We start from the raw sequence: 12,525 nt of genomic DNA, 5'->3' as shown, positions 1-12,525 counted from the left end.
GGCATCACCTCGGTTTTACTGAAAAACCGAGGCGCCTGCATCGCAGGCAAGCCAGCTCCCACACAAGGTCAGTGGTGTGTTCAAGTAACTTGATGCCTATAAAAACAGATGTTCGTGGAGCCTCGCCGATGAAATCCTGTGAAGTCAATTTTGACGGTCTAGTGGGGCCGACCCATAACTACGGCGGTTTGTCCTATGGCAACGTCGCGTCCCAGAGCAACAGCCAGCAGTCTTCGAACCCCAAGGTTGCGGCGTTGCAGGGCCTGCAGAAAATGAAAGCCCTGATGGACATGGGCTTTGTGCAAGGCGTGCTGGCGCCGCAAGAGCGCCCGGATGTGGCCGCCTTGCGCAGCCTCGGTTTCAGCGGCACTGACGCCCAAGTGATCCAGCAGGCCGCCAAGCAGGCGATGCCATTGCTGGTGGCCAGCTGCTCGGCGTCGAGCATGTGGGTGGCCAACGCCGCCACGGTCAGCCCGAGCGCCGATACGGCGGATGGCCGCGTGCACTTCACCGCCGCCAACCTCAACTGCAAATACCACCGCAGCATCGAGCACCCGACCACCAGCCGTGTGCTGGGGGCGATGTTTGCCGATGGCAAGCACTTTGCCCATCACGCCGCGTTGCCGGCGGTGGCGCAGTTCGGCGATGAGGGCGCCGCCAACCACACGCGTTTTTGCCGTGACTACGGCGAGGCCGGGGTTGAGTTTTTCGTGTTCGGGCGCAGTGCGTTCGACACCCGTTACCCGGCGCCGCAAAAATACCCGGCGCGCCAGACCCTTGAAGCCTCCCAGGCGGTTGCACGCCTGCACGGCTTGAAAGATGACGGCGTGGTGTACGGCCAGCAGAACCCGGCGGTAATCGATGCCGGTGTGTTCCACAATGACGTGATCGCGGTGGGCAACGGCGAGGTGTTGTTCTACCACGAGGACGCGTTCCTCAATACCGAGCAGATGCTCGCCGAACTGCAAGGCAAGTTGGGCAAGCTGGGTGGCAACTTCCAGTCGGTGTGTGTGCCACGCGCCGAGGTCAGCGTCGAAGACGCGGTGCGTTCCTACCTGTTCAACAGCCAGTTGCTGACCCGCGCCGACGGCTCGATGCTGCTGATCGTGCCGGAAGAATGCCGCGCCAACGAGCGCGTCTGGCAGTACCTGCAAGGCCTGACGGCCTCCGGTGGGCTGATCCGCGAAGTCAAGGTCTTCGACCTCAAGCAAAGCATGCAGAACGGCGGTGGCCCGGCGTGCCTGCGCTTGCGCGTGGCCTTGAATGAATCGGAACTGGCGGCGGTGAACCCAGGCGTTATCATGACCGCGCCGTTGTACGAAACGCTGACCCAATGGGTCGACAAGCACTACCGCGACAGCCTGCGTGAAAGCGACCTGGCTGACCCGCAATTGCTGCTTGAGTGCCGGACGGCACTGGATGAACTGACGCAAATCCTTAAACTGGGCTCGGTTTATCCTTTCCAGATCAATTAAATCTGCCTCTTTTTACACCCTATGCTGAGAACAATTTATGACCACCGACACCCTCAAACTGATCCTTGAAGACACCGACGGCACCCAGTTGGAAACCTCCTGCACCCGCGTCGCCGTGGTGTGGCAGGGCAAGGAAATCTGGATCCAGCACGACGGCCGTGGCCAACTGCTGATCGGCGTGGACGTGGAAGAAGGTGACGCTGAATACGCCAACCTGCTGATGCGCCCACTGGCCACCAACCTGATGAGCCTGCAATTGGAAATGGAACCGGCCGACGTTGAAGGCGATGACGACGATCACGTTCACGGTCCTGGCTGCAACCACTAAGGAAGCTGCTTATGCTCGCCCTCGGCAAACTGCTTGAACTGACCCTCGCCGGTCGCGAACCGGCGCAAAAAATTCAACTGACTGTCGACGGCGTGCAGATGCGCTGGCTCAGCGAAGGCGCGCTTGAAGTGCGCCCTCCGCAGGCATTGGACAACGGCGGCGACCTGCTGCTGTCGTCCGGCATCCATGGCAACGAAACCGCGCCGATCGAATTGCTCGACCGCCTGTTGCATGGCATTGCCCGTGGGGAGATCAAACCCCGCAATCGTATTCTGTTCCTGTTCGGCAACCCCGAGGCCATGCGCCGCGGCGAGCGTTACCTTGAGCTGGACGTCAACCGGCTGTTCAACGGCCGTCACGAACAAAACATCGGCCCGGAGGCCATGCGCGCCGCCGAGCTTGAGCAACTGGCTCGCAGCTTCTTCAGCCTGCCGGGCCGTTCGCGCCTGCATTACGACCTGCACACGGCCATTCGCGGCTCGAAGATCGAGCAGTTTGCGCTGTACCCGTTCAAGAACGGGCGCCAACATTCGCGCCACGAGCTGGCGCGCCTGAACGCTGCCGGTATGCAGGCGGTGTTGTTGCAGAGCAAAACCTCGATCACGTTCACCGCGTTCACCTACGAGCAACTCGACGCCGAAGCCTTCACCCTGGAATTGGGCAAGGCCCGACCGTTCGGGCAGAACCAGGGCGTGGATGTGTCACGCCTGGAGACACGGTTGAAGCAGATCATCGAAGGTGATGAGCCCGAAACCGAGAGCCTCGATGGCCTGCAACTGTTTGCCGTCTCTCGCGAAGTGATCAAGCACAGTGATGCCTTCCTGCTGCACCTGCCGGCGGATGTGGAAAACTTTTCGCCATTGGCCAAGGGCTACCTGCTGGCCGAAGACGTGGCCAAGACCCGCTGGGTGATCGAGGAGGAGGGCGCGCGCATCATCTTCCCGAACCCGAAGGTCAAGAATGGTTTGCGGGCGGGGATATTGATCGTGCCGACCACGGATGCTGGCCTGATATAGGTCCCAAGACAGCCGCGATCAAATGTGGGAGCTGGCTCGCCTGCGATGGCGGCGGCACAGGCAACAGTGATGTTGACTGACCTGCCGCTATCGCAGGCAAGCCAGCTCCCACACAAGCAAGCGCCCACAAAAAACCCGGCTCTGAGGCCGGGTTTTTTGGTGTTGCTTAGACCGCTACAGCACGCGGCTCGCTGCGACGGATCGCACGCACCTTGTGCAGCGTGTCGGCGCACGTGCGCGCGGCTTCCTGGCCCTTGTGCACGAAGTGCTCGTAGAAGAAGGTGTGGTGCTCGCTGCCCGCGTGGAAGTGATGCGGGGTCAGGGATACCGAGAACACCGGCACTTCGGTTTCCAGCTGCACCTGCATCAGGCCGCTGACCACCGATTGGGCGACGAATTCGTGGCGGTAGATGCCACCGTCCACCACCAATGCCGCGGCGACGATGCCGGCGTAACGGCCGGTCTTGGCCAGCAGCTTGGCGTGCAGGGGCATTTCGAAGGCGCCGCCGACTTCGAAGAAATCGATGTCCGATTCCTGGTAGCCCTGGGCGATCATTTCGGCGAGGAAGCCTTTGCGCGATTGGTCGACAATATCCTTGTGCCAGCAGGCCTGGATAAACGCGACGCGCTCGCCGTGGTGGTTTTTGCTTTTGCTGTCGATTGCGGTGGGTTGCATGTTCTGACTCCTGTTTAAGAAAAAAACAGGGCGTTATGAATCGAATGGGATTTCAAGGGTACGAACAGCGGCATCATGCAGGCATGAGTTCAGCGCGCGGCCCTTGGGTGCCAATCCCGTTCTCTCTTCATCCGGACTATGACCGTCGGCCCCGGGATCACACCGGGTCTGCTGACCTTGTCGCCGTCCTGCGTGAGCAGTTCGAGGCGCCAAGCGCTCGCGGGCTATGCACATTGCGTGCAATTACCGCCGGTGGGGAATTACACCCCGCCCTGAGAACGTTGCCGCCAGAACCCTGGCGGCGGAGAGTTTTTAACATGCTTTTTCAGAAACTGCACGATCGCCGTATCGATAACCTATATCGGTTTGTTTGGTTGGTATTCGATTGAATGCACGTGGGGCTTGATATTGCGTGGCTTTGCCCGCAGTAATCGTCAATACGACAACCCTATTCAGAGGCCCCCGGATGACCGTCATAGACCTGCGCAGCGACACCGTGACCCAACCCACCGCCGGCATGCTCAACGCGATGGCCACTGCCGTCAGCGGTGATGACGTCTACGGCGAAGACCCGAGCGTCAACCATCTGGAAGCCGAACTGGCCAAGCGCCTGGGCTTTGCCGCTGCGTTGTTTGTGCCGACGGGCACCATGAGCAACCTGCTTGCCTTGATGGCCCACTGTGAGCGTGGCGAGGAATACATCGTCGGCCAGCAGGCCCACACCTACAAATACGAAGGCGGTGGCGCGGCGGTGCTCGGCTCGATCCAGCCGCAGCCGCTGGAGGTGCAAGCCGACGGTTCGCTGGACCTGGACCACGTACTGGCGGCGATCAAGCCCGATGATTTCCACTTCGCCCGCACCCGCCTGTTGGCGTTGGAAAACACCATGCAGGGAAAAGTGCTGCCGCTGGCGTACCTGGCGAAAGCGCGGGCGTTTACCCGTGAACATGGCCTGGCCTTGCACTTGGACGGCGCGCGACTCTACAACGCGGCGGTGAAGCTCGGTGTGGATGCGCGGGAGATTGCCCAGCATTTCGACTCGGTGTCGGTGTGCCTGTCCAAAGGCCTCGGCGCGCCGATCGGCTCGGTGCTGTGCGGCTCCACCGCGCTGATCGCCAAGGCGCGGCGCCTGCGCAAGATGGTCGGTGGCGGCATGCGCCAGGCCGGCTCGCTGGCGGCGGCGGGCTTGTATGCCCTGGATCATCAGGTGCAGCGCTTGGCGGATGACCACGCCAACGCCCAATGGCTGGGCGATGCACTGCGCGACGCAGGCTTTGAAGTGGAGCCGGTGCAAACCAACATGGTGTACGTGCAGATTGGCGATCAGGCCCAGGCGCTGAAGGCCTTTGCCGCCGAACGCGGGATCAAGTTGAGCGCCGCGCCGCGTCTGCGCATGGTCACTCACCTGGATGTCAGCCGAGTGCAGATGGAGCAGGTGGTGCAGACATTTGTCGAGTTTTCCCGAAAATGATCGTGCAGACCGTCTAATTGACTGTTTCTATCGCATAAACACGCTGTACCACCGGCAAAGGGCCGATATAATGCGGCCCTTTGCCGTCGCTCCGTCTGATGATGTTGCGCACTGGCCTTTGGCCGCAGACTCCGTGGAAGAACCTAATGAAAAGCGCAGAAATCCGTGAAGCCTTCCTTCGCTTCTTCGAAGAGCAAGGCCACACCCGTGTAGCCTCCAGCTCCTTGATCCCAGGCAATGACCCAACCCTGCTGTTCACCAACGCGGGGATGAACCAGTTCAAGGACTGCTTCCTGGGCCAGGAAAAGCGCGCTTACACCCGCGCCACCAGCAGCCAGAAGTGCGTACGCGCCGGCGGCAAGAACAGCGACCTGGAAAACGTTGGCTATACCGCTCGCCACCACACCTTCTTCGAGATGCTGGGTAACTTCAGCTTCGGCGACTATTTCAAGAAAGATGCGATTACCTTCGCCTGGACCTTCCTGACCGGCGTGTTGAAGCTGCCCAAGGAAAAGCTCTGGGTCACGGTCTACGCGACCGACGACGAAGCCTATGACATCTGGACCCAGCAAATCGGTGTGCCCGTCGAGCGCATGATTCGCATCGGCGACAACAAGGGCGCGCCTTACGCTTCCGACAACTTCTGGACCATGGGCGATACCGGCCCGTGCGGCCCGTGCACCGAGATTTTCTATGATCACGGCGCCGACATCTGGGGCGGCCCACCGGGCTCGCCGGAAGAAGACGGCGACCGTTACATCGAGATCTGGAACAACGTCTTCATGCAGTTCAACCGCACCGCCGATGGCGTGTTGCATCCGCTGCCGGCGCCGTCGGTGGACACCGGCATGGGCCTGGAGCGGATCAGTGCGGTGATGCAGCACGTGCATTCCAACTACGAAATCGACCTGTTCACCAACCTGCTGAGCGCGTCGGCGGCCGCCATTGGCTGCGCCAATGACAACCAGTCTTCGCTCAAGGTGGTGTCGGACCACATCCGTTCGTGCGGTTTCCTGATCGCTGACGGTGTGCTGCCGTCCAACGAAGGCCGCGGCTATGTGCTGCGCCGCATCATCCGTCGCGCCTGCCGCCACGGTAACAAGCTGGGCGCCACCGGCAGCTTCTTCTACAAGATCGTTGCCGCGCTGGTCGCCGAGATGGGCGATGCCTTCCCGGAACTCAAGCAGCAGCAGGCCAACATCGAGCGCGTGCTCAAGGCTGAAGAAGAGCAGTTCTCCAAGACCCTGGAGCACGGCCTGAAGATCCTCGAGCAGGACCTGGCTGAACTCAAAGGCACCGTGGTGCCGGGCGATGTAGTGTTCAAGTTGTATGACACCTACGGTTTCCCGATGGACCTGACCGCCGACATCGCCCGTGAGCGCGAGCTGACCATCGATGAGGCGGGTTTTGAGCGTGAGATGGAAGCCCAGCGCGTGCGTGCCCGTTCCGCCAGCTCCTTTGGCCTGGACTACAACACCCTGGTCAAGGTTGACGTGCCCACCGAGTTCACCGGTTACGCGGCGACCGTTGGCGCGGCCAAGATCGTGGCCATCTACAAAGATGGCAAGTCGGTCGACGTATTGAGCGAAGGCGACGAAGCGGTGGTGGTCCTCGACCAGACGCCGTTCTACGCCGAATCCGGTGGCCAGGTGGGTGACTGTGGTTTCCTGAGCTCGACCTCCGGGCGTTTTGAAGTGCGTGACACCACCAAGACCGGCGGCGCGTTCCTGCACCACGGTGTGCTGGTGTTGGGCAACCTGACGGTCGGTGCGCCGGTCGACACTCAAGTCGATGCCGACGTGCGGCATGCAACTGCTTTGAACCATTCTGCCACTCACTTGCTGCACGCTGCGTTGCGCCAAGTGCTGGGTGAGCATGTGCAGCAGAAGGGTTCGTTGGTCGATAGCCAGCGCCTGCGTTTCGACTTCAGCCACTTTGAAGCGATCAAGCCTGAGCAGATCAAGGCGCTGGAAGATATCGTCAACGCCGAGATTCGCAAGAATACCCCGGTTGAAACCGAAGAAACCGACATTGAAACCGCCAAGAAGAAAGGCGCCATGGCGCTGTTTGGCGAGAAGTACGGCGACGAAGTGCGCGTACTGAGCATGGGCGGCAGCTTCTCGGTGGAACTGTGTGGCGGTATCCACGCTAACCGTACGGGCGATATCGGCCTGTTGAAAATCATCAGCGAAGGCGGCGTGGCCTCTGGTGTACGGCGTATTGAAGCGGTCACCGGTGCTGCCGCCCTGGCTTACCTCAATGCGGCTGAAGAACAACTCAAGGAAGCGGCCGGCCTGGTCAAGGGCAGCCGCGACAACCTGATCGACAAGCTGTCGGCCGTGCTGGAGCGCAACCGCGCACTGGAAAAACAGCTGGAGCAGTTGCAAGCCAAGGCGGCGAGCGCAGCGGGCGACGATCTGTCGGCCTCCGCGCTGGACGTCAAGGGCGTGAAAGTACTGGCTGTGCGCCTGGACGGCCAGGACGGCAAGGCGCTGTTGGCCTTGGTCGATCAGTTGAAGAACAAGCTCGGCCGCGCAGTGATCCTGCTCGGCGGTGTCCATGAGGAAAAGGTCGTTCTGGTTGCCGGTGTAACCAAAGACCTGACTGGCCAACTCAAGGCCGGTGATTTGATGAAGCAAGCCGCTGCGGCAGTGGGCGGGAAGGGCGGTGGTCGTCCGGACATGGCGCAAGGCGGTGGTGTAGACGCAGGCTCCCTGGACGCGGCCCTGGCCCTGACCGTGCCGTTTGTCGAGGCCGGCATTTAAGGCACTGTTAATGAGCCCATGGTCTAGTCATGGGCTCGTTTGGGTGCTGGACGATTTGTTTATTGGGCGCCCCTTTACGGGCTGAGGCGGCTTAGAAATGGCTTTGATCGTACAGAAATTTGGAGGCACCTCGGTCGGCTCTGTCGAAAGAATCGAGCAGGTCGCCGACAAGGTTAAGAAATTCCGCGACGCCGGCGATGACCTGGTGGTGGTGCTGTCGGCCATGAGCGGCGAAACCAATCGCCTGATCGATCTGGCCAAGGCAATCAGTGGTGACCAACAGCCGCTGCCGCGTGAGCTGGATGTGATCGTGTCCACCGGCGAGCAGGTAACCATTGCCTTGCTGGCCATGGCACTGAACAAGCGTGGTGTGCCGGCTGTGTCCTACACGGGCAGCCAGGTGCGCATCCTCACCGACAGCGCGCATACCAAGGCACGCATCCTGCAGATTGACGATCAGAAAATCCGCACAGATCTGAAAGCCGGCCGCGTGGTAGTTGTAGCAGGCTTCCAGGGTGTGGACGAGCACGGCAACATCACCACCCTCGGGCGTGGTGGTTCGGATACCACCGGCGTGGCGCTGGCAGCGGCGCTCAAGGCCGATGAATGCCAGATCTATACTGACGTGGACGGTGTGTACACCACCGACCCGCGTGTGGTGTCCGTGGCCCAGCGCCTGGACAAGATCACCTTTGAAGAGATGCTGGAAATGGCCAGTCTCGGTTCCAAGGTGTTGCAGATCCGCGCGGTGGAGTTCGCCGGCAAGTACAACGTTCCGCTGCGCGTATTGCACAGCTTCAAAGAGGGTCCGGGCACCCTCATTACTATTGATGAAGAGGAATCCATGGAACAGCCGATCATTTCCGGCATCGCTTTCAACCGCGATGAAGCCAAGCTGACGATCCGTGGCGTGCCAGACACCCCGGGCGTGGCGTTCAAGATCCTCGGCCCTATCAGTGGCGCGAACATTGAAGTCGACATGATCGTGCAGAACGTTTCGCACGATAACACCACCGATTTCACCTTCACTGTGCACCGCAACGAGTACGATGCTGCCGAGCGTATCCTGCAGAACACCGCGAGCGAGATTGGCGCCCGTGAAGTGGTCGGGGATACCAAGATTGCCAAGGTGTCGATCGTGGGCGTGGGCATGCGTTCCCATGCCGGTGTTGCCAGCCGCATGTTCGAGGCGTTGGCCAAGGAAAGCATCAACATCCAGATGATCTCCACCTCGGAAATCAAAGTCTCGGTGGTGATCGAAGAGAAGTACCTGGAGCTGGCAGTGCGCGCACTGCACACCGCTTTTGAGCTGGACGCTCCGGCCCGACCGGGCGAGTGATGCGATACCAGGAAGGCGCGGTATACCGCGCCTTTCATTTTTTGTGGAGCGCATGGTCTTTTGCGTGCGCTCGACAATACTTAGGTCGTTAGGGCTATGGCCATCAGGTTGTAGGTCGAACGCCTTTTTTTTGCAGACTGTTGTTCCTGAACTGAAATGCGTGAGGTGAAAGCTATGCTGATTCTGACTCGTCGGTGCGCAGAAAGCCTGATTATCGGTGATGGCGAAATCACCGTGACCGTGCTCGGCGTCAAAGGCAATCAAGTACGTATCGGGGTTAACGCTCCGAAAGAGGTAGCTGTCCACCGCGAGGAAATCTACCTGCGGATCAAGAAAGAGAAGGACGAAGAACCAAGCCTTTAATTTTTATCGTTTTTTATGTTTGCAAACGGGGATGAACGTGGTTAATATACGCCCCGTGTTGCGGAGAGCTGGCCGAGTGGCCGAAGGCGCTCCCCTGCTAAGGGAGTACACCTCAAAAGGGTGTCGGGGGTTCGAATCCCCCGTTCTCCGCCATTATTTGCTTAGTACGTTGCAATCTGGTTTTTTCGCTAAGTTGTTGAAATTAAACGAAAAAATAGCTTTACATAGAGATTGAACGGCCTATAATGCGCGGCAACAAATGCACTCGTAGCTCAGCTGGATAGAGTACTCGGCTACGAACCGAGCGGTCACAGGTTCGAATCCTGTCGAGTGCACCATTTAAGAGTCAGTTGCAGCAATGCAGGTGACTTGGCTTCAACCAGTTGTGATCTGGTCTAAAAACACAATCTGCACTCGTAGCTCAGCTGGATAGAGTACTCGGCTACGAACCGAGCGGTCACAGGTTCGAATCCTGTCGAGTGCACCATACAAACAAAAAGCCCGCCTAGTGCGGGCTTTTTGCCGTCTGGGGTTTGTGTAGGATTTCAACTCTTTCTCCTGTCTCATGTGTTTTCCTTTCGGGCTGTGTCGTCGCAGTTCATAGATGCAGCCAATGCTCAGCTTTGGCTCGCAAGCGCTTGTTCTTTCCAGTTTTTTAACGTTTAAAGCGCGCGCAGCGTGTATCATTGCGCCCGTCAGCCCCGCCGGGGCTTGTGGAATACCTCCATGGACTTACCCAGTAGTTGCTCAGTACCCCGTTTTACCAATCATGAATTGACTGATTGATCCTTCCGGCGTGCCCCGCTGCTGGGAGTGGAGTTCGCCTATGACCGAAGTAGAAGTAAAGAAAACACAAGACAGCCTGCAGGATCGCCTGGCTCAAGTCATCGAGCTGCTGCAGCGTCAGCGCGTGGTCGAAGACCTCACGCACCGCCAGGAAGGTCCGCACCACGACCGCGTCGAAAACCTGGTTCACCGGCAAAACCTCGTTGAGCTGCAACGCAAGCTCGATGATCTGCACTCTGCCGACGTCGCTTATATTCTTGAAGCCTTGCCACTCGATGATCGACTGACCCTGTGGCAGTTGGTCAAGGCTGACCGCGACGGCGACATCCTCCTTGAAGTATCCGACTCGGTCCGTGAAACCCTGATCGCCGACATGGACGATCACGAGCTCCGGGCCGCTGCCAAGGAGATGGACGCCGACGAACTGGCTGACCTGGCGCCTGAGCTGCCGCGTGATGTTGTCCATGAGTTGATGGAGGCCCTCGACAGCCAGCAGCGTGAGCGTGTGCGCTCCGCGTTGTCTTATGACGAGGATCAGGTCGGCGCATTGATGGACTTCGAGATGGTCACCATCCGCGAAGACGTCAGCCTGGAAGTGGTCTTGCGTTACCTGCGTCGGCTCAAAGAGCTGCCGGGCCATACTGACAAACTGTTCGTGGTCGACTACGAAGGCATTCTCAAGGGCGTGTTGCCGATCAAGCGTTTGCTGGTCAATGATCCGGAAAAGAAAGTAGCGGATCTGATGGCCAGCGATACGGTGAGTTTTCACCCGGATGAAGACGCCTACGAGGCTGCCCAGGCATTTGAGCGTTATGACTTGATCTCAGCACCTGTGGTCGACAAGAACGGCAAGCTGATTGGCCGTTTGACCATCGATGAAATGGTCGACCTGATTCGTGAAGAGAGTGAAACCGAAGTCCTCAACATGGCGGGTCTGCGTGAAGAGGAAGATATTTTTGCGTCAGTCTGGCGCTCCCTGCATAACCGTTGGGCGTGGCTTGCGATCAACCTGATCACGGCGTTCATTGCTTCGCGCGTGATCGGGTTGTTCGAAGGTTCCATCGAGAAGCTTGTCGCCCTCGCGGCGCTGATGCCGATCGTGGCAGGTATTGGGGGTAACTCCGGTAACCAGACCATCACCATGATTGTGCGTGCCATGGCACTGGACCAGGTGAGTACGGCCAACTCCTCGCGCCTGTTGCGCAAAGAATTGGCCGTGGGCCTGATCAATGGCTTGGTGTGGGGCGGGGTGATCGGCGTGGTGGCCTACTTGCTGTATGGCAGTTGGTCGCTGGGCGTGGTGATGACGGCTGCCATGACCCTCAACCTGCTGTTGGCGGCGTTGATGGGCGTGTTGATCCCCATGACACTGGCACGCCTGGGGCGCGACCCGGCCATGGGGGCCAGTGTGATGATCACGGCCATGACTGACAGCGGTGGCTTCTTCATCTTCCTGGGCCTGGCGACGATCTTTCTGCTCTGATCCCCTGTGGGGGCGGGCTTGCTAGCAAATGCAAGCTCGCTCCCACACAAGCCCTCTGCGGTGCCCTCAAATTTCACGCAAAAAAAAGCCAGCATAGCGCTGGCTTCGGCTTTCAGTTGCAGATCAATTGGCTTCTGCGGCCGCCTCAACGTCGTGCGCGATAAGCGAGACGAGAGCATTTTGCTGGCGGTGGGAGAGCTGACGAAAACGCTGCAGCAGTTCGCGTTCGTGCAGTGACAGCTCAGGGCTGTCCAGGCGCATGCTCAACTCTTCGCCCAACGCACCTTCCTGAATAAGGCTCTGCTCCAGGCGCGCGATGATTTCGGAGTTCATGCTGCGGTGATGATTGCGAGCCACCTCGGCAATGCGTTCCCGCATTCCGTCTGGCAGACGTACGACGAACTTGTCAGCCGTACGGCTGGAATAAATTGCCTGTTTCAATGGGCGCATATATTTAACCGGTTAGTTCAGGGGAGCGGTTTTTGGAATTGGCCGCAAGATGAGTGTTAAGACAAGGCTCACGACCAAAGTTCAACCCGAATTGCAAAGAGGCCGCATCATGCCTCAGATTTGACATTTCCTTGGCGTCAATTCTGTGACAAATATTGAACTGACTAAAGGCTTAATGCCAGCACTCATTTGTATTTTTGCGGACTGGTTGGAAAACTTTTCAACGCGTCATTTCTCAGGGGAACTTCCCGTAAGTCCAGGCGCGCGCAGGGGTTGAGGCCGCATATCCTAAAGCAAAGTGGCCTTTTGCCCTTATCTTTAAGACTAGTGGCAATTTGCCGATTTGCTAGGGCGGGGCGACATAAGGTCGAGG

At 59.0% G+C, this 12,525-nt stretch carries 10 protein-coding genes, 3 tRNA genes and 1 riboswitch; of the genes, 11 read left to right on the top strand and 2 right to left on the bottom strand.

Annotated elements, in window-relative coordinates:
- Window positions 1-128: 128 nt before the first annotated feature.
- From astB to astE, 3 genes are read left to right on the top strand one after another with little or no spacing between them, the layout of a single operon-like run.
- Complete coding sequence (gene astB / locus FEM54_RS11430; protein ID WP_138450944.1) at window positions 129-1,475, top strand: N-succinylarginine dihydrolase; 1,347 nt, start codon at window positions 129-131, stop codon at window positions 1,473-1,475.
- A gap of 37 nt (window positions 1,476-1,512) precedes the next feature.
- The gene (locus FEM54_RS11425; RefSeq protein ID WP_003214319.1) at window positions 1,513-1,803 is read left to right on the top strand and encodes a hypothetical protein; all 291 of its coding nucleotides are present in this window, start codon (window positions 1,513-1,515) and stop codon (window positions 1,801-1,803) included.
- A gap of 11 nt (window positions 1,804-1,814) precedes the next feature.
- Window positions 1,815-2,819, top strand: a complete 1,005-nt coding sequence (gene astE / locus FEM54_RS11420; protein WP_138450942.1) for a succinylglutamate desuccinylase — start codon at window positions 1,815-1,817, stop codon at window positions 2,817-2,819.
- A gap of 166 nt (window positions 2,820-2,985) precedes the next feature.
- Here the strand turns inward: astE and FEM54_RS11415 are convergent, their stop codons facing one another.
- Complete coding sequence (locus FEM54_RS11415) at window positions 2,986-3,495, bottom strand: 6,7-dimethyl-8-ribityllumazine synthase (protein ID WP_003233516.1); 510 nt, start codon at window positions 3,493-3,495, stop codon at window positions 2,986-2,988.
- Window positions 3,496-3,609: 114 nt separating this feature from the next.
- A riboswitch (FMN riboswitch) is annotated at window positions 3,610-3,779 on the bottom strand.
- A gap of 182 nt (window positions 3,780-3,961) precedes the next feature.
- Here FEM54_RS11415 and ltaE point away from each other — a divergent pair.
- The 8 genes from ltaE to mgtE all read left to right on the top strand — a co-directional run bounded on the left by ltaE (window position 3,962) and on the right by mgtE (window position 11,702).
- A complete protein-coding gene (gene ltaE / locus FEM54_RS11410) occupies window positions 3,962-4,966 on the top strand; it encodes a low-specificity L-threonine aldolase (protein WP_138450940.1) in 1,005 nt (334 codons plus the stop codon).
- A gap of 146 nt (window positions 4,967-5,112) precedes the next feature.
- Window positions 5,113-7,731 carry an alanine--tRNA ligase gene (gene alaS, locus FEM54_RS11405; protein WP_138450939.1) on the top strand — a complete coding sequence of 873 codons (2,619 nt, stop codon included), beginning with the start codon at window positions 5,113-5,115 and terminating at the stop codon, window positions 7,729-7,731.
- Window positions 7,732-7,828: 97 nt separating this feature from the next.
- A complete protein-coding gene (locus tag FEM54_RS11400) occupies window positions 7,829-9,070 on the top strand; it encodes an aspartate kinase (protein WP_138450934.1) in 1,242 nt (413 codons plus the stop codon).
- A gap of 174 nt (window positions 9,071-9,244) precedes the next feature.
- Window positions 9,245-9,433, top strand: a complete 189-nt coding sequence (gene csrA / locus FEM54_RS11395) for a carbon storage regulator CsrA (RefSeq protein ID WP_003175645.1) — start codon at window positions 9,245-9,247, stop codon at window positions 9,431-9,433.
- 62 nt (window positions 9,434-9,495) lie between these two features.
- Window positions 9,496-9,586: transfer RNA gene (locus tag FEM54_RS11390), tRNA-Ser, on the top strand.
- Window positions 9,587-9,694: 108 nt separating this feature from the next.
- A tRNA-Arg gene (locus FEM54_RS11385) sits at window positions 9,695-9,771 on the top strand.
- A gap of 72 nt (window positions 9,772-9,843) precedes the next feature.
- A tRNA-Arg gene (locus FEM54_RS11380) sits at window positions 9,844-9,920 on the top strand.
- Window positions 9,921-10,259: 339 nt separating this feature from the next.
- Entirely contained in the window at window positions 10,260-11,702 is a 1,443-nt protein-coding gene (gene mgtE, locus FEM54_RS11375; RefSeq protein WP_138450932.1) for a magnesium transporter, read from the top strand.
- 123 nt (window positions 11,703-11,825) lie between these two features.
- On the opposite strand, the gene FEM54_RS11370 is transcribed toward mgtE, so the two are convergent.
- Window positions 11,826-12,152, bottom strand: a complete 327-nt coding sequence (locus tag FEM54_RS11370) for an Arc family DNA-binding protein (protein ID WP_003193592.1) — start codon at window positions 12,150-12,152, stop codon at window positions 11,826-11,828.
- Window positions 12,153-12,525: the final 373 nt, after the last annotated feature.

The organism is Pseudomonas edaphica, assembly GCF_005863185.1.
Taxonomy (GTDB): Bacteria; Pseudomonadota; Gammaproteobacteria; order Pseudomonadales; family Pseudomonadaceae; genus Aquipseudomonas; species Aquipseudomonas edaphica.
This window is presented reverse-complemented; position numbering and strand designations above follow the sequence as displayed.

What these genes read in the sequence shown, in the direction of transcription:
- astB (WP_138450944.1), top strand. Translation starts at nt 129, where the DNA reads ATGAAATCCTGTGAAGTCAATTTTGACGGTCTAGTGGGGCCGACCCAT.
- mgtE (WP_138450932.1), top strand. Translation starts at nt 10,260, where the DNA reads ATGACCGAAGTAGAAGTAAAGAAAACACAAGACAGCCTGCAGGATCGC.
- FEM54_RS11425 (WP_003214319.1), top strand. Translation starts at nt 1,513, where the DNA reads ATGACCACCGACACCCTCAAACTGATCCTTGAAGACACCGACGGCACC.
- FEM54_RS11370 (WP_003193592.1), bottom strand. Translation starts at nt 12,152, where the DNA reads ATGCGCCCATTGAAACAGGCAATTTATTCCAGCCGTACGGCTGACAAG.
- alaS (WP_138450939.1), top strand. Translation starts at nt 5,113, where the DNA reads ATGAAAAGCGCAGAAATCCGTGAAGCCTTCCTTCGCTTCTTCGAAGAG.
- csrA (WP_003175645.1), top strand. Translation starts at nt 9,245, where the DNA reads ATGCTGATTCTGACTCGTCGGTGCGCAGAAAGCCTGATTATCGGTGAT.
- ltaE (WP_138450940.1), top strand. Translation starts at nt 3,962, where the DNA reads ATGACCGTCATAGACCTGCGCAGCGACACCGTGACCCAACCCACCGCC.
- FEM54_RS11415 (WP_003233516.1), bottom strand. Translation starts at nt 3,495, where the DNA reads ATGCAACCCACCGCAATCGACAGCAAAAGCAAAAACCACCACGGCGAG.
- FEM54_RS11400 (WP_138450934.1), top strand. Translation starts at nt 7,829, where the DNA reads ATGGCTTTGATCGTACAGAAATTTGGAGGCACCTCGGTCGGCTCTGTC.
- astE (WP_138450942.1), top strand. Translation starts at nt 1,815, where the DNA reads ATGCTCGCCCTCGGCAAACTGCTTGAACTGACCCTCGCCGGTCGCGAA.